We start from the raw sequence: 16498 nt of genomic DNA on the forward strand, positions 1-16498 counted from the left end.
CCTGAATTAGCAATTTTTGCCAAAAATCTTCTATTAGTTTCCGCACAAAAGAGAGACCGGCGCAGGCTGGACTGTGTCCGGTGAAACGCCTTTCCATGACAAAGATGCGGCTGCGGTATTAGAAAACACTTAGAAGGACGTTAGAAAAAAGTTAAAAACCGGCTAAAGATGAGCCAGCCAGACCGTAAACCGGCTTCCTTCGTGCAGCCTGCTTTCGACGGTGATCCGCCCCTGGTGCAGCTCGACGATCCGCTGGCAGATCGGCAGCCCGATGCCGAACCCTTCAAACCCGACGGCTTTCGGCGAGCGGTAAAACGGCTCAAAAGCCCGCTCCATTTCCTCCGGAGCCATGCCGATGCCCCGGTCTTCGATGCTGACCCGGCAGAACTTCCGGTCCGTCCCGATCCGGATCCGGGCCGTTCGGTCGGTGGAGTACTTACAGGCATTGTCCAGAAGGTTCTGCAACACCCGCTTCAGCAGTTCCTCATTTCCCGAAACCATCGTTTCGTTTTCGGAATCGGGCAGGTTCTCATAATCGAACTCGATGCGGTATTCCGGCTTGGCGCTGATCAGTTCGTCCTTTGCCATCAGCACGACCTCCTCCATCCGGACCGGTACGAGGGGCATCTGGGTGAGGTTCTCCAGCGTCCGGGCCAGAAACAGCAGGCTGTTGGTCAGGTTGATGAGCCGGTCGGTATCGGATAGCAGGTTGTTCAGGATTTCCTGGTATTCTTCCGGGCTGAACCGGCGGAGCAGGCCCAGCTGAATTTCCGATTTCAGGGCGGCCAGCGGGGTGCGGAGTTCGTGGGAGGCATGGGAGACGAAACTGCGCTGCTGTTCGAAAGCCTGTTCGAGCCGCCCCAGCACGACGTTGAAGTTGACGGCCAACTGATCGATTTCGTCTTTCCGGTCGCCTTCGTCGAGCCGCTGCTGGAGGTTGCGGGCGGTGATGGTCGAGATCTGCCGGTTGATCTGGTCGATGGGCTGGAGCGACTGTCCGGCGAAGAAGATACCAAGACCGACGGTGATCCCGATCCCGAAGATCAGCCCCCAGACCAGGGTGATCCCGAGGTTGAGCTGTTTGTTGCGGCCGAAGAGGTCATAGGCCGAGGCCAGCACCACCAGTTTCCGGCCGCTCTCCTCGAACAGGATGCCGACGAGTTGATTCTGGTCGCTCCAGGTTTCCACGTCCTTCTGCTGCCGGACCTCGTCGAGGAGTTGTTTCTGGTAATGAATCACCTGATCGTCGACGCTCGCATAGATCAGCCGGTTCTTTTCGTCGAAGACCAGCACCTTTTCGTCATAAAGCGCAGTCAGCGTGTTCCGGTCGATGATTTTCAGGAGTTTCTGGTCCACCTCACTGACCATGACCAGAAACCGGGCGGTGGTGCGGGCCTTGCTTTTCAGGCGGTCGTAGAAGTCCTCCCGGGCGTAGGCCGCCGAGGTCAGGTAGATGATGAACGAGAAAACCAGCAGGATCGACGCAACGATCAGCGAGAACTGAAGGGCAATCCGGTTTCTGATCTTCATGGAGCTACTCTACTTTTAGAACATACCCCATGCCGGCGCGGGTGTGAATGAGCCGGGGTTCGAAGCCACGGTCGATTTTCTTCCGTAAATAGTTGATATATACCTCCACTACATTGGTACCCGGATCGAAATTCAGGCTCCAGACCTTCTCGGCCAGGTCTATTTTGGAAACCACCCTTCCCCGGTTCCGCAGCAGGTATTCGAGCAGGGCGAACTCCCGGGCGGTCAGGTCGATGGTGGTGCTGCCCCGTTTCACCTGTTTGGTCGTCACGTTCACCTCCAGGTCGGCGATGTGCAGCACCTCGTCGGCGGCATCCCGCTGGAGCACTTCGGCCCGGCGCAGACAGGTGGCAATGCGGGCGTTCAGCTCCCGGAAATCGAACGGTTTGACGATGTAGTCATCGGCACCCCGTTCCAGCCCCTCTACCTTATCCTCGATCTCCCCCAGGGCCGTCAGCATGATGATGGGCAGCTGGGGTTTTTCGGCCCGGATATTCCGGCAGATTTCGTAGCCGTTCAGGCCCGGCAGGTTAATGTCAAGCAGGATCAGATCGAACGATTGCCGGAGGGCCAGGTCCCGTCCGTTGTAGCCTTCGTAGGCAATCTCGGTTTCGTAGCCCTCCTCCGCCAGCCCCCGGCCGATGTTCTGCGCAATCCGGCGGTCGTCCTCGATGATCAGGATCCGCTTCATGTCAGTAATCCCAAAGGCGGTTGGCCTCCGTGACGATGATGGGATCACCGTCGGTCACGATCACCGTATGTTCGTGCTGGGCCACCCAGCTCCCGTCGGGGGTCGCCAGCGTCCAGCCGTCCTTCCGTTCGACCACGTAGGAAGCCCGGCTGGAGATAAAGGTTTCGACGGCCACGACCGTATTTTTCCGGAACCGGCTTTTGACCGATTTGTCGTAGTAGCACAGGATCTCGTGCGGAGCCTCGTGGATGGCCCGCCCGACGCCGTGGCCGGCCAGGTTGGTGATGACCCGGAAACCGTGCTGACGGGCCTCCCGCTCGACCACCCGTCCTACCTCGTTGATCCGGGCACCGGCCCGCACCACGTTCAGTGCCTTCCGCAACGCCGACTGCGAACATTCGACCAGCCGGCGTTTAATCGGCCCGGCCTCCCCGATCACGAACGACGCCCCGTTGTCGGCAAAATAACCATCGAGTTCGGCCGAAATATCGATGTTGATCAGGTCGCCTTCCTTCAGAATTTTCGCCGGACTGGGAATGCCGTGGGCGGCTTCCTCATTGACGCTGATGCAGATAGCTCCCGGAAAACCGTAGGCCAGCCTGGGCGCGGGCCGGGCACCGTGGCGGGCCAGCAGTTCCAGCGCGATGGTGTCGAGGTCTTTGGTCGATAAGCCGGGGCGCGTAAACTGACGCAGCAGGTACAGCGTCCGGCCCACGATTTCTCCAATTTGCCGGATGCCGGCCCAATCCTGTTGTGATTCTAATGACATGGTTTTGTTTCTTTGTTTGATGGAGCAGGATACGGCCTTATCCGGCCAGACCCGCCGTCCTCAGCATGGCTTTTAACGTTTTCAGATCGCTCGCCATGGCCTGGAAGACCTTTTCTTTGGGAACGGTGATCGTGCGGCTTCCCTGATCGGCGCCCCCGAGCGGGTATTCCAGGTGAAGCGAGATCGGCACCCGGAGGTTAAACTGCTTCAGCATCGCGAAATACCCCGGAAAGTCGACCATTCCCTGCCCCAGCGGTACGCTCACCGCCCGCCAGCGCCCGTCGGTCTTTTCCCAGATCATGTCCTTGACCGCCACCGACCGCACATACGGCTGAATGATCCGCAACCCGGTCGGCCAGGAGGTTCCGCCCTCGACCGTCGCGTGCCGGATGTCGTACTGGCACCCCAGATTCGGGCTGTCGATTTCCTGAAGGACGCCGGCCAGGTCCCAGACCGAGGAGCCAAAGTTAGTACCTGCGTGGTTCTGATACCCGCCCAGCAGCCCGAATTCCTGATTTAACTTCGCCAAACCGCCCAGTTGCCGGCGGTATTGCTGCAAGGCCGACCGGATCGGCTGGTTTTCGGGGTATTTCAACCAGCCGGTCCGGTAATACCGGATGCTCAGCTTCCGGGCGGTTTCCAGGGTCGGGCGGGCGGCCGGGTCGTCGGCTCCGGTGAGCGCGGTAGTCATCATCAGCACTTGCTGATTCTTTTTATGGAGAACCTCCACCACCTTCGGCAGGTCCTCGCGGACGCGCTCCGGTTCGACGTGCCCGCCCGGCCGCACCGTCAGGTCCACCCCGTCGAAACCCAGGTCGGCCGACACGGCCGCCAGTTCGGTGGGGTTCAGAAAGTGCAGCAGCTTGGAAAAAATATGAATGCTGAACCCGTCCGTCGGATCGGCGGACGGAAAGGCGTCGGCCGGTCGGAACCGGGTGTCACCGGCGATGCCGGATTGGGGCAGCCCGGCGGTCAGGCCGGCGGCCATCAGGCCTTTGATCACATCTCGACGCCGAAAGGGTACGGAAGACATAGGGGTCAGGTGGTTTGAAACTGAACGTGCAATTACAAAAAGATGTATGTTTGTTACAACTAACCATTTTCAGAGCAATCATGAAGATTGTCCGCCGTGCGCTGAATATCCTGCTGGTTCTGTTTGTCTTATTAAACATAATTCTGGCTTTCCAGGCTTACCGTTTTACCTATTTTTACGATAATCCGAATCTGATCAGGACGCGGAAGGCGTCGGAATATTCGACCGGGGAGAAAATCGAAGGCGCTTTGTTCGGTATGAAGTTCCTTAAGCCGGTCGTCGGGGCAAAACCGACCGTTCCGTTTGAAACCGTTAAACTGACGAATGAACTGGGCCAGCGTCTGGAAGCCTGGTTCATCCCAGCCGAAAACCCGCGGGGCACCGTCATTCTCTGCCACGGCCACGCCCAGACCCGTTCCAACATCCTGCCCGAAACCGAATATTTCCATCAGCTGGGGTTCAACACGCTGTCGTTCGATTTTCGGGCGCACGGCAACAGTGGCGGCAACATCTGCACCATCGGCTACGATGAAACCAGCGACCTCAAGGCGGCCTACACCTTTGTGGAGCGGAGCCATGAAAAGAACATCATCCTCTGGGGCGTGTCGATGGGGGCGGCTACCATCCTGAAAGCCGTACCCGAATTCAACCTCAAACCGACGCGCGTCATCCTGGAATGCCCGTTTGCCTCCCTCTACGATGCCGTCGAGGGCCGCCTGCGCTCGATGCATGTGCCGCCCCACCCGGTTTCGGAACTACTGATGGTGTGGGGCGGACTGGAGCGCAGTATGTGGTCGTTCGGTTTTCAGCCTGCCGAATACGCCCGGAGCCTGTCGATGCCGGTCCTGCTGAACTGGGGGGCCAAAGACCCCCGGGTGCTGCGCGACGAAACGGAGGAGATTTTTGCGAATCTGGTGTCCTCCCAGAAGCAGTTGGTCGTCTTCGAAAACTCCGGCCATGAATCCTATTGCGTGCGCGAGGGTGCTAAATGGAAGGAAACCATCGGCGGCTTCCTGAAAGCCGCTCCCCTGACCGAGGCCGTCGAACCGATGGTCAGCCTTCGCTGAAGCGCTCCCGAACAAAGCCGTTCGACAGCAGGTTGACGTACTGATTGCTCAACCTGCTCAACCATGAAAAAAATTTCGATGGCCCTGGCGGCTCCGCTGCTTATCGGGCTGATGGCGGCCTGCGGCCAGAACCGAAACGCCGAAGAAACCACTTCCGCCGAAACCACCAACTCCCCCACCGCCCCCGACCTGCCCGAACCCTCCGAAGGCAAGTCCCGGTTCAGTAACGTGGTCGGATGGGAAGAGGGCCAGAAGCCCGTCGCCCCCGCCGGTTTCACGGTCACCGAATTTGCCCGTGACCTCAAAAATCCCCGATGGACGTATGTGACCCCGAACGGCGACGTGCTGGTGGTCGAATCCCAGACGGAGCGCAAAGGCATCAAAAAGGTGCAGGCGGTGGTCAGCGGCAAGGCCAATTCGGAAACCGGTGGGAAAAGCGCCAACCGCATCACGCTGTTCCGGGATACCGACAAGGACGGCCGCCCGGACCTCCGCGAAACCTTCCTGACCGGCCTGAACCAGCCCTTCGGCATGCTCGTGCTCGGCAATTCTTTCTATGTCGCCAATACCGACGGCGTGCTGAAATACCCCTATGAACCGGGCCGGACGAAGCTTTCGGCGCCCGGACAGAAAATCCTCAGCCTCCCCGCCGGGGGTTACAACAACCACTGGACCCGCAACCTGATCGCCCGCCCCGACGGCGCGAAAATCTACGTGTCGGTGGGGTCGGGCAGCAACGTGGCCGAGAACGGCATCGAATACGAAAAACGGCGGGCCGCCATCCTGGAGTTCAACCCCGACGGGTCGGGCGAGCGAATTTATGCGGGCGGCCTCCGCAACCCCGTCGGAATGGACTGGCAGCCGGGTTCCAATACGCTCTGGACGGCCGTCAACGAACGCGACGACCTGGGCGACGACCTGGTGCCGGATTACATCACCAGCGTGAAGGAAGGCGCGTTTTACGGCTGGCCCTACGCCTATTTCGGCCAGAACGAAGACCCCCGCCGGAAGGGCGAACGCCCCGATCTGGTGAAAAAGTCCGTGGTGCCGGACGTAGCGCTGGGTGCCCACACGGCCTCGCTGGGTCTCACCTTCTATGACCGGGAAGCCTTCCCGGCCAAATACCGCCATGGGGCTTTTGTCGGCCAGCGGGGCTCCTGGAACCGCTCGGCCCTGGCCGGCTATAAGGTGGTATTTGTTCCCTTCAGGAATGGCCGGCCTTCCGGGCCGCCGGAGGATTTCCTGACCGGCTTCCTCATCAACGACAAGGATGTTCACGGCCGGCCGGTCGGGGTGACGGTGCTGCCGGACGGGTCGCTGCTGGTGGCCGACGATGCCGGCGGGCGGGTTTGGCGAGTCAGCGCAAATCCTTAACTTCACGGGGCCACGCCCGACCCCGTGGCCCCCTCTCCATGCCACAGGCCATTACGCCCATCCTCCGTATTTTCGATTATGACAAGGCCGTCGACTTCTATGTCAACTGGCTGGGTTTCAGGATCGATTGGGAACACCGGTTCGAAGACAATACTCCGGTGTATATGGAGATTTCGAAAAGTGACCTTCGACTGCACCTCTCCGAACACCACGGCGACGGCGTTCCGGGCGTAAAAATGCTCGTGGAATATCCTGAACTGGAGAACTACCACCGGGAGCTGCTCGACAAGCGATACAAATACATGCGTCCGGGGCTGGAAGATGCCTTCTGGGGCGCCCTGACCATGCAGGTGATCGACCCGTTCGGCAACCGTCTGGAGTTTTTCCGACGGAAATGAGGCCGTCCTAATATGCATCTCATGCGTTGTGCCCTGATGCTGTTCTCCCTGGCTTTCCTTTGCTGGATAAGCTCCTTTTATAGAGTTGTTTGGGATGCGGGTAAAGTCCCGGAAGCCGTACCCGAAGACATTGCCCCGAACGGCCTCCGGGAGATTCGTCCGTTTTTTCCAATCCGGAAAACGGCTTCCTTTGCTGTCGGATGCCGGAATAGGCACAAAAAGAACAGGCCATGCTTCTTCCGAAAGAAAGAGATCACCGCTTCATCACCCTCCGGCGGGGCGGCACTTTAACGGATCCCCATCATCACTTACTTGCCTTGTGGGCGGCCGAGTGCGCCGAACACGTACTGCCCCTGTTCGAGCAGGTCAGTCCGGACGACCGGCGACCCCGCCAGGCCATCGAATTGACACGGGCCTGGGTAAGGGGAGAGATCCCGATGAAACAGGCTCACCAGGCGGCTTTCACCGCCAATTCGGCTGCAAAAGGATTGCCGGATGCTGCCCGGTTTGCCGCCCTCTCAGCCGGACAGGCGGTGGCGGTGGCCCATGTGGCCGCCCATGAACTGGGTGCGGCCGCCTATGCCATCCGGGCGATTAGCGAGTCCGTTGCGGAGAACGAAAAGGAAGAAGCGGGACGGCAAGAATGCCAATGGCAGCGGGACCGGCTCCCGGAAGCCATCCGCGACCTCGTCCTTGACGACCAGCGTTTAAGAAACCACCTGTGCTGGTTCGTATTCAATTGTTGACGTACCGTCAGAAAAACACCTTCCGCTTCTTCCGGCCTCCCGGGAGCAATACCCATAGAAACCGTGGTTTTTACGCATTCGTGAACGGTCGGCAAAACCGGTAGGAATACGCTGTTTCCGGGTGGCTCGGCTGCCTACATTTGATGAAAACAAACCTCTTTCATCATGCAGACGATCCGTTTTTTCGCCTATTGTGTTCTCGGTTGTTTTCTTCTGAGTTCGTGCCGAAGCTCGGCCATCCTGACGTCCAAATTTGAAAGCGATTCCGTCGGCAGCCTGCCGAATAAAACCCTGCCCGGCGATCCGGCAGGGGATGAGATCACCTACAGTTCCCAGCTTGAACCCCGGTTACGGGTGGCGGCTTCGGCTTCGCCCGGTCAGAAAGCGCTCCAGTTCAGCCAGTCGCCGGCCTCCGGCCTGAACGCCCAGAATCAGTGGGTGGGGTTCCGGGGCACCTCGACGGATTTTGTGCAGACGATCTGGTATTTCTATACCGCGACCCTTCAGGGTGCCGGGGGCGGGTTGACGGTCGACGTAACGGACGGCTCGGCGGGCATGATCGCGCGTATGTTCATCCGGAGCGACGGACAGGTTTCGCTGATGCGGTCCTTCGACGGCTCCACACCCCCGCAGGTCCTCGGAACCCTCCCCACGGGCGTATCGCATACGGTCTTTTTCACGGTTAATTTAAGCACGAATCGACTCAACGTCAGCATCCTGAAAAGCGGAGGCAACCTGATTGCCAACGACGTGCCGGTGCTGCTCGGCTCCGGACTGGCTTACGCCAACCCGGCTCGCCCGATGATCAGCTTCCGGTACGACGAAGGCTTCTCCGACGGCCGGCGGTATGATCTGGAAGAGGTGTTCATCACCCGCAAGCAGCCCAACTGACCGGTCCGAAGCCAAAAAAGAAGCCCCGGTTTTCGGCCGGGGCTTCTTTTTTATTTCCAATAAGTTACAATTCTTCGACCAGCTTCCGGTCTTCCGTCTGCTGGGGCTGATCCTCGTACATCGACGTATCGACAGCTTTGAAGCGGGACATGAACGAGTACATCGCCGGAATGACGAAGAGCGTCAGCACCAGAGAGAAAAGAATACCGCCTACGATGACGACCCCCAGCGGAATCCGGCTTTTGGCGGCCGCCCCAAGACCCATGGCGATCGGAAGAGCACCGAAGGCCGTCACGAGGCTGGTCATCAGGATCGGGCGCAGACGCAGCGCGGAAGCCTCGATGGCCGCATCCAGTTTGCTCATGCCCTCCTTGCGTTTCTCGTTCGCAAATTCCACGATCAGAATCCCGTTCTTGGTCACCAGACCAATCAGCATGATGATCCCGATCTGGGAGAAGATGTTGAGCGTCTGGTTGAACAGCCAGAGCGACAACACCGCCCCGGCGATGGCCAGCGGCACGGTAATCATGATGATGAACGGATCGGTAAAGCTTTCAAACTGTGCCGCCAGAATCAGATAGATCAGCACCAGCGCCAGCACGAAGGCGAACAGCGTGTTCGACGAGCTTTCGGCAAAGTCACGTGAAGGACCGGAAAGCGCCGTCTGGAACGTATCGTCCAGCGTCCGGGCGGCAATGGCCCGCATGGCGTCGACGCCGTCGCCGATGGTTTTACCCGGTGCCAGACCGGCCGATACCGTTGCCGATTTGAAGCGGTTATAGTGATAAACCTGCGGAGGACTGGACACTTCGGAAAACCGGACGAGGTTGTCGAGCTGGACCAGCGCCCCCACGTTGTTGCGGACATAGAACGAAGCCAGGTCCACCGGCTCGTCGCGGTCGTCGCGCGATACCTGCCCAATCACCTGATATTGCTTGCCGTTCATCAGGAAGTAGGCCAGACGCCGGTTGCTGAGGGCCAGCTGGAGGGTCTGGGCCACATCCTGCACCGACACGCCGAGATTCGTCGCCTTTTCGCGGTCGATGGTGAGGTTCAGCTCCGGCTTATTGAATTTCAGGTCGACGTCGAAGCCCTGGAAGGTCGGATCTTTCTGGACCTCGTCCATAAACTTCGGCAGCCGTTCCTGAAGCCGCTGGAAGTTCAGGTTCTGGATGACGAACTGCACCGGCAAACCGCCCCCGCCCCGGCCGACCTGAATGGTCTGCTCCTGGGTGGCGTTCATGCGGGCTTCCGAGAAGGTTCTCAGCTTCCGGCTCAGATAATCGGTGATGTCCTGCTGGGAACGCTCACGCTCGCCCGGATCGACCAGGTTGAGCGCCACGAATCCAGAGTTGACCGCCCCGGCTCCCGACATACCGGGAGCAATGACGCTGAAGGTAAAGCTGATTTCCGGAATGGAATCCAGAACGAACTGGTTGACCCGTTCCGTAATGCGGGACATCGCTTCATAACTCGTCCCTTCGGGTGCCGTAATCGGAATCCGGATACGGCTGCGGTCTTCCATCGGAGCCAGCTCGGATTTGAGCGTAGAGCCGATACCGAAGATCATCGCGATACAGATCGCGATCAGCCCGAAGGCCCACCGACGCTGGCGCATGAACCGGGTCAGCGAACTGCGGTAGGAATTATCCAGCCACTGATAGAACGGTTCGGTCTTTCGGTAGAACCAGGATCCCTTGCCGTGGTCTTTACTGACAAGTTTGACACTCAGTACGGGGGTCAGGGTCAGGGAGACGAAAGCCGATATCAACACCGATCCGGCCACGACGATCCCGAACTCGCGGAAAAGCCGGCCCGTGAACCCCTGAAGGAAGATTACCGGCAGGAACACGACCGCCAGGGTGATGGAGGTCGAGATGACGGCAAAGAAAATTTCTTCCGAACCTTCCTTGGCCGCCCGCTTGGGGTCCAGCCCCTGCTCGATCTTTTTGAAGATGTTTTCCGTGACCACGATCCCGTCGTCGACGACCAGACCGGTGGCCAGTACGATCCCGAGCAGGGTCAGCACGTTGATACTGAAGTCGGCCACATACATGATGAAGAACGCACCGATCAGCGATACCGGAATGTCGATCAGCGGCCGGATCGAAATCAGCCAGTCGCGGAAGAACAGGTAGATGACCAGCACGACCAGCACGAAGGCGATCAGAATGGTTTCGGCCACTTCCTCGATCGACTTCCGGATGAAGGTCGTCCGGTCGATGCCGTTCAGAATCTTGATGTCCGGCGGCAAATCCCGGCGGATCTCGGCCAGCCGTTTATTGTATTCGTTGGAGATATCGACGTAGTTGGCGCCCGGCTGCGGAACCAGGACGATAATGGCCCCGGAGGCATTGTTCTGCTTCGCCGAGGTTTCCTCATTCTCCGGCCCCAGAACGGCATAGCCGACGTCCTTGAACCGAACGATCTGGTCGTTGGTCTGACGCAGGATGAGGTTGTTGAAATCCTCCTCACTGAACAGACGCCCGGCGGCTTTCACCGTCAGCTCGGTATTGTTCCCGTAGATTTTTCCGCCGGGAAGTTCCACATTCTGGCGGGTGAGGGCCTCCTGAATGTCCTGAGCCGTCAGGCGGTAGGCCGACAGCTTCAGCGGGTCGATCCAGAGCCGCATGGCGTACCGCTTCAGACCGAAGATCATGACCTGGCTGACGCCGGGAATAGTCTGCAGCCGCTCCTGAAGCACGTTTTCCGCATAATCCGACAGTTGCATCGGGTTCCGGGTCGTACTCTGGATCGGCATGAAGATGATCGGGTCGGAGTTGGCGTCGGCCTTCGTCACGACCGGAGGAGCGTCGATATCCTGCGGCAGCTGACGCTGGGCCTGCGACACCTTGTCCCGCACGTCGTTGGCGGCCCGTTCCAGGTCGGCGCCCAGTTCGAACTCGACGGTAATGTTGCTGGAGCCGAGCGCGCTGTTCGACGAAATGGTCCGGATGCCCTCGATACTGTTGAGCGACTTCTCGATCGGCTCGGTAATCTGGGATTCGATGATGTCCGGGTTGGCGCCGGTGTAACTCGTGCGGACCGAAATGATCGGAGGGTCTACGGCCGGGTACTCGCGAACGCCCAGAAAAGTAAAACCGATCACCCCGAATAGTACGATGATGATCGACATTACCATTGCGAACACCGGGCGCTTGAGACTTAACGATGGTAGGCTCATGGACTGGTTAATGGTTTACTTACCTATTACTTTATTTCATGGTGACGCTGTTATCCGATGCCGAGGCCACTGAAGACGACTGCACGGGCAACTTGTCAAGCTTGGCCACTTTGACCGGAGCATCCGGCCGCAGAAAGATCAGACCCGTGGTCGCGACGGTATCGCCCGACTGAAGCCCGCCGGTGATCTCCACGACGTTGGCATTACGAATGCCGATTTTGACGTCCGTAAATACCGCTTTCCCGTTTTCGATGACGACCACCTGGCTGCCCCGCGCCTGCGGAATGACCGATTGCGTCGGCACCACCAGGGCCTTCTGGTTACTGAAAACCAGATTCACTTTGGCGAACGTGCCGGGGCGCAGCGCCGAGGAGTTGTTGTTCACCCGGGCACGGATGCGCAGGTTCCGGGTGGCTTCTTCCACACCCGGCTCGATGGCATACACGGCCCCGTTGAATAGTTTATCCGATCCGTCGATCTGGAACGAAATGGTACTGCCCAGTTTTACATTCGGACCGTATTTCTCGGGAATGGAAAAATCCAGCTTCATGGAGCTGGTCTGCTGAAGCCGGGCAATCAGCGTCGTCGGACTCACGACGGCCCCCAGGCTGACGTTCCGAAGACCGATCGTTCCCGAAAAAGGAGCCCGGATTTCGGTTTTGCGCAGGGCGGCCTTCGTCACTTCGATGTCGGCCAGGGCCCCTTTCAGGTTGGTGACGATGATGTCATATTCCTGCTGGCTGATCCCACCGCGCTGGAGCAGCTGCTTGTTCCGTTCCTCGATCCGGCGGTTGTTTTCCTCCACGACCCGGAGTTTCTGAAGCTGGGCCTGAAGGTCTCCGTCATAGATTTTGACCAGCAGCGTTCCCTGCGACACCGGCTGGCCTTCGCGAATGTTCATCTGAACGATCCGTCCGGAAATCTCGGGGTAAATATCAACCTGCTCGGCGGCTAACAGAGAACCGCTGGCTACTACTTCGTCTTTCAGGTTCTGGGCAGAAACGACATAGGCGTTCACGGAGGCAGGGCCTCCCCCGCCGGGTCCACCCGGCCCCCCACGGCCTCCGCCGGCCTGACCGGAAGGCGCACCGCCCCCCCGTCCGCCGGGCCCAACGCCTTCAGGCTGCCGGAACTTATTATAATAAATAAGGGCACCCAGTACGAGTACTACCAAACCAATTGAAATCCATCTTTTCACTGAAATATTCACGTTGTACCGGGAGCGGTGTTGCCCCCGTGGAGAAAGCCGGCCAGACGTTTTGACTACTGTCAGGAGTCCAAAATTTCAACTAACTTAGCATCCAAAATGTTCCGTTCCAAAAGCCAATGACAGTCGAAGAGTACATTAATCGACAGACGCCCGAAAACAGTCGCCTGTTGGCCGAATTACATCGATTAATCCTGGACACCGGCCCGAAGATTCAGCAGAAGATCAAATGGGGGATACCGTTTTACACCTATAAAGGCGATCTGTGTTACCTGAATCCGCTCCGGACCCCGGAAGGCGGCATCGACCTGTGCTTCCTGAGGGGGTTCGAGCTGGCCGACGAGCAGGGCGTACTGGAAGCCCGGGGCCGGAAAACGGTGCGGTCCATCGCCGTCCGGACGGGCAGCCTCGACGAGAAGCTGATCCGTGAACTGCTGCATCAGGCCATTCTGCTGAATCAGACCTCCCGCGAAAAACCGGGCGGTTTGTTGTCCCGACCGAAAGGGGGAGAATCTCCGAACCCGCCCACGGCCTGACCTGCCGCAGGGAGCGATGTGATTACCGCCCGCACAGCTTGCGGTAATCACATCGTTCACACACCTTCCGGTCGTCGGTCTTCCGGAACGGGCTTTCCGGATCGAACAGTTCGGCAATCAGCCGTTTCAGATGGCTTTCGGTCTGAGCCACATATTCCTCCGGGCTGCCCAGGTGCAGGTTGTTTTCGATGAAACCGCCTTCCAGATTCCGGAACGAGTAAAAGCCGGCGACCACCTTCAGGCTCGCACCCGGTATCCACTCCTCCCCGAACCGCAGCCCGTTTTCGCGCAGCATCTTCTTATACACCAGATACTGATACACCCAAAGCTGGCGGGCCTTCTCCTTCATGGGGTCACTCAGCAGAATGTCGGTCGTGCGGGCTTCGGCGTCGCGGGCTTCCACCTTGCCGGTTTTGTAGTCGGCCACCCGGATCAGCACCGTGCCGTCGGACCGGTGCAGCCGCTCGACGCGGTCGATCTTGCCGGCGATCCGGATGCGGAGCGGCCCGATGGCCGTGTCCACGTCCAGGGTCGTGTCCCACTCCTCCTCGGTCTGCAGGACCTCCAGATGGCCGTTATAGCGCTCGATCTGAAGGTCGTTGAACCGCACCATGAGGTCTTCGGCGATGCGGTACATGAGCAGGTTCATGCCCGACTCGGTTACCCGGTTGCGGAAAAGCTCCTGATATTGAGCCTTCAACTCGTTGATAACCACCTCCTTCGTCACCGGCCGGCCTTTCATGCGGTATTGCTGGTCGAGCTGCTCGAGCGTCCGGTGGACCCAGTCGCCGAACTCGGCGGCATCCATGTCGTCCGACACCTCCTCATCCCGCATTTTGATGACCTGGCTGAAGTAGTATTTCAGCGAACAGCTGACGTAATTGTTCAGATTGGTCGGATACAGCCCGCCCACGACCCGGCCCTCGGCCAGCAGCCGGCCCGAAAGCCGTTCCTTCAACTGATGCAGGATGGCCTCGCTTTTCGGGATACGAAGGTTCTCGAAATCGAGCGCCGGCAGCCGGTCTTCTTCGAGCCGCCCGAAACGCACCATCGGGTAGCTGACCGTCACCTGACTGCCGGGCACCCGGCTGAGTTCGTGTTCGAGCTGGAGAATATACCGGCTTTTCTCGCCCTTGCTGGTGCCGTAGGCATCGGCGGAGGTGACATAGAGCAACGCGACCTGCTTCGCCCGCTGGAGCAGCCGGTAAAAGTGGTACGACATCACCGACTCCTGATCCTGGTAGGTCGGCAGGCCCACGGCCATGCAGGCATCGAACGGGATGAGGGAATTCAGCCGGCGGGCCTGGGGCAGCACGCCCTCGTTGACCGACAGGATGATCAGCCGCTCGAAGTCGAGCGCCCGGGTTTCGAGCATCCCCATCACCTGGAGGGCACTGGTGCCTTCGCTCTCGAACGGAATACTGGTCTGCCGGATCAGCTCGTAGAGGAACTGTTTCAGGCTTCGGATGTCGACCAGCTCGTTGCGGCCGTCGCGTTCCAGAGTGGTTTCCAGTTGCCGGAGCAGGTTCTGGAACAGGTACAGGTATTCGGTTTCGATGGCGTCCTGTTTCTGGAGATACACCTCTTTCAGCAGGTCGATGAGGGCGTAGAACTGGTGAATGACGGCCAGCGGCTTATCGTCGGGCCAGCGTTTGAACAGCACCCGAAACAATTCGCAGTGGTTGCCGGCTTCGAGCAGCTGCTTTTCGTCGAGGTAGACCAGGTGGTCGGTCCGGATGGTTTCGAGCGTTTTCCGAACGAGCCGCTCATTCGGCACGCCGGGGGTATTCAGGCAGGTTTCCTCATACTGCCGGATGAAGGGGTGGCTCAGGACTTTGGTCACGTGCCGGTGGTTGTATTTCGGAATATACACCGTGCCGCTTCCATCCTTCCGGGCAAAAGCCGCCACCGTTCGCTGCATCTCGAACAGCGCATCCACCAGCGTGAACAGGAGGGAATTCCGGAGGGAGAGGCCCATCGTCACGTTCAGGTCGGTGTTCGAACCGCCCAGTGAATACAGAACCGGCAGCAGCAGCGTTTCGTCGCCCAGCACCAGGGCCGTATCGGCGACGGCTGCCGAAGGGTCGGTTTCGGGACCGATTCCGGCGCCCCCGGTTTCGGCGGGAACGGCCGCTTTCCACTGCTGGTAGAGATGCCCGGCTACTTTGGCCTGCATGCTGGCGTTCGGTACGCCGATGATCTGGATGTGCTTCGGACTGTGGGTCAGGTGGTTCTCGATCAGGTTCCAGGGGCCTGACCAGCCTTCCTCCCGGTATTTTCGGAGCATCCGGCCGGCTTCCTGCCGTTTGGAGTCCATATAGTAGACGTCGGTATCCCACAGCATTTCGGCCTTGCCGGCTTTGACCAGGTTCCGGACGATCTTTTCCTCCGACCGGCTGAGGGCGTTGAAACCCGCAAAATAGAGGTACTCGTAGACGGGATTGTCGCGCACTTTCTCCTCCACCTGATCGGCCAGCATCCGGTAGGCCATGCCCCGGTAGGCCCAGCCTTTGGACAGCAGGCGGTCGTGCAGTGCCTGGTAGGCAGTCTGGAGATTTTCAAACAGGCGAAAATACCGCTGGGTCCCGCTGGTTTCCAGCCGGGCGGCCCGCCCGTCGGGCAGTTCGAGTTTCCAGCGTTCGAGGGCTTTGGCGGCCGTCATGTAGCTGAACAGTTCCGAAGGCGAAATCAGATACTGGTCGATGCGGTCGAAATCGTTGAGCAGAATGCTGGCCCAGTTCAGAAAACGGCTGAATTCCAGGTTGGGGTCGATCTCGCGGAAGACCTCATACAACTCGAAAAGCAGGCTGACGGGGTCGATGAGCTGAACGCCCGCACTCTGGGTGATGAAGTCGTCGACGGCGACGACGTTGGGAGAAAGAAACGGGGTATCGGCGTGCCGGCTGAGGTGATGCTGGAAAAACGAAACGGCCCGGCGGGTCGGCAGGACCACCCATACGTCCTCCATGCGCGTTCCGTGGCGCCGGAAAACCTGGGCTGCGGCCTGTTCAAGAAATGATTGCATTCACGATTTGCTGGACAAAGGGGGCGCGAAGGTCCGAACGGTCGGAC

General features: G+C 59.2%; 13 protein-coding genes. 6 read left to right on the top strand and 7 right to left on the bottom strand.

Annotated elements, in window-relative coordinates; genetic code table 11:
- Window positions 1-162: 162 nt before the first annotated feature.
- From DX909_RS06930 to DX909_RS06945, 4 genes are read right to left on the bottom strand one after another with little or no spacing between them, the layout of a single operon-like run.
- Complete coding sequence (locus DX909_RS06930; protein WP_128544423.1) at window positions 163-1530, bottom strand: sensor histidine kinase; 1368 nt, start codon at window positions 1528-1530, stop codon at window positions 163-165.
- A gap of 4 nt (window positions 1531-1534) precedes the next feature.
- Window positions 1535-2221, bottom strand: coding sequence for a response regulator transcription factor (locus tag DX909_RS06935; protein WP_128544424.1), 687 nt, complete (start codon window positions 2219-2221; stop codon window positions 1535-1537).
- A gap of 1 nt (window position 2222) precedes the next feature.
- Window positions 2223-2990, bottom strand: a complete 768-nt coding sequence (map, locus tag DX909_RS06940; protein WP_128544425.1) for a type I methionyl aminopeptidase — start codon at window positions 2988-2990, stop codon at window positions 2223-2225.
- A 37-nt stretch (window positions 2991-3027) separates the two neighbouring features.
- Window positions 3028-4023, bottom strand: coding sequence for a sugar phosphate isomerase/epimerase family protein (locus DX909_RS06945; protein WP_128544426.1), 996 nt, complete (start codon window positions 4021-4023; stop codon window positions 3028-3030).
- Window positions 4024-4103: 80 nt separating this feature from the next.
- On the opposite strand from DX909_RS06945, the gene DX909_RS06950 reads away from it, so the two are divergent.
- The 5 genes from DX909_RS06950 (at window position 4104) to DX909_RS06970 (ending at window position 8499) form a co-directional block, all read left to right on the top strand.
- Complete coding sequence (locus DX909_RS06950) at window positions 4104-5090, top strand: alpha/beta hydrolase (protein ID WP_128544427.1); 987 nt, start codon at window positions 4104-4106, stop codon at window positions 5088-5090.
- A 63-nt stretch (window positions 5091-5153) separates the two neighbouring features.
- A complete protein-coding gene (locus tag DX909_RS06955) occupies window positions 5154-6464 on the top strand; it encodes a PQQ-dependent sugar dehydrogenase (protein WP_128544428.1) in 1311 nt (436 codons plus the stop codon).
- A 38-nt stretch (window positions 6465-6502) separates the two neighbouring features.
- A complete protein-coding gene (locus tag DX909_RS06960; protein WP_128544429.1) occupies window positions 6503-6862 on the top strand; it encodes a glyoxalase superfamily protein in 360 nt (119 codons plus the stop codon).
- Between the two features lie 230 nt (window positions 6863-7092).
- Window positions 7093-7608, top strand: a complete 516-nt coding sequence (locus tag DX909_RS06965) for a putative immunity protein (protein ID WP_128544430.1) — start codon at window positions 7093-7095, stop codon at window positions 7606-7608.
- A 165-nt stretch (window positions 7609-7773) separates the two neighbouring features.
- Window positions 7774-8499, top strand: a complete 726-nt coding sequence (locus tag DX909_RS06970) for a hypothetical protein (RefSeq protein ID WP_128544431.1) — start codon at window positions 7774-7776, stop codon at window positions 8497-8499.
- Window positions 8500-8563: 64 nt separating this feature from the next.
- Here the strand turns inward: DX909_RS06970 and DX909_RS06975 are convergent, their stop codons facing one another.
- Together DX909_RS06975 and DX909_RS06980 are read right to left on the bottom strand one after the other, a co-directional pair.
- A complete protein-coding gene (locus tag DX909_RS06975; protein ID WP_128544432.1) occupies window positions 8564-11683 on the bottom strand; it encodes an efflux RND transporter permease subunit in 3120 nt (1039 codons plus the stop codon).
- 31 nt (window positions 11684-11714) lie between these two features.
- Window positions 11715-12857, bottom strand: coding sequence for an efflux RND transporter periplasmic adaptor subunit (locus DX909_RS06980; RefSeq protein WP_310589837.1), 1143 nt, complete (start codon window positions 12855-12857; stop codon window positions 11715-11717).
- Window positions 12858-13009: 152 nt separating this feature from the next.
- On the opposite strand from DX909_RS06980, the gene DX909_RS06985 reads away from it, so the two are divergent.
- Window positions 13010-13426 (top strand): DUF1801 domain-containing protein, encoded by a 417-nt coding sequence (locus DX909_RS06985; protein WP_128544434.1) that lies wholly within the window; start codon window positions 13010-13012, stop codon window positions 13424-13426.
- Between the two features lie 22 nt (window positions 13427-13448).
- Here DX909_RS06985 and DX909_RS06990 read toward each other — a convergent pair whose 3' ends face one another.
- Entirely contained in the window at window positions 13449-16451 is a 3003-nt protein-coding gene (locus DX909_RS06990) for a PD-(D/E)XK nuclease family protein (protein WP_229310973.1), read from the bottom strand.
- Between the last annotated feature and the right edge of the window lie 47 nt (window positions 16452-16498).

This window comes from Larkinella soli (assembly GCF_003703975.1).
In the GTDB taxonomy this organism is placed as follows: Bacteria; Bacteroidota; Bacteroidia; order Cytophagales; family Spirosomataceae; genus Larkinella; species Larkinella soli.

What these genes read in the sequence shown, in the direction of transcription:
- DX909_RS06930 (WP_128544423.1), bottom strand. Translation starts at nt 1,530, where the DNA reads ATGAAGATCAGAAACCGGATTGCCCTTCAGTTCTCGCTGATCGTTGCG.
- DX909_RS06935 (WP_128544424.1), bottom strand. Translation starts at nt 2,221, where the DNA reads ATGAAGCGGATCCTGATCATCGAGGACGACCGCCGGATTGCGCAGAAC.
- map (WP_128544425.1), bottom strand. Translation starts at nt 2,990, where the DNA reads ATGTCATTAGAATCACAACAGGATTGGGCCGGCATCCGGCAAATTGGA.
- DX909_RS06945 (WP_128544426.1), bottom strand. Translation starts at nt 4,023, where the DNA reads ATGTCTTCCGTACCCTTTCGGCGTCGAGATGTGATCAAAGGCCTGATG.
- DX909_RS06950 (WP_128544427.1), top strand. Translation starts at nt 4,104, where the DNA reads ATGAAGATTGTCCGCCGTGCGCTGAATATCCTGCTGGTTCTGTTTGTC.
- DX909_RS06955 (WP_128544428.1), top strand. Translation starts at nt 5,154, where the DNA reads ATGAAAAAAATTTCGATGGCCCTGGCGGCTCCGCTGCTTATCGGGCTG.
- DX909_RS06960 (WP_128544429.1), top strand. Translation starts at nt 6,503, where the DNA reads ATGCCACAGGCCATTACGCCCATCCTCCGTATTTTCGATTATGACAAG.
- DX909_RS06965 (WP_128544430.1), top strand. Translation starts at nt 7,093, where the DNA reads ATGCTTCTTCCGAAAGAAAGAGATCACCGCTTCATCACCCTCCGGCGG.
- DX909_RS06970 (WP_128544431.1), top strand. Translation starts at nt 7,774, where the DNA reads ATGCAGACGATCCGTTTTTTCGCCTATTGTGTTCTCGGTTGTTTTCTT.
- DX909_RS06975 (WP_128544432.1), bottom strand. Translation starts at nt 11,683, where the DNA reads ATGAGCCTACCATCGTTAAGTCTCAAGCGCCCGGTGTTCGCAATGGTA.
- DX909_RS06985 (WP_128544434.1), top strand. Translation starts at nt 13,010, where the DNA reads ATGACAGTCGAAGAGTACATTAATCGACAGACGCCCGAAAACAGTCGC.
- DX909_RS06990 (WP_229310973.1), bottom strand. Translation starts at nt 16,451, where the DNA reads ATGCAATCATTTCTTGAACAGGCCGCAGCCCAGGTTTTCCGGCGCCAC.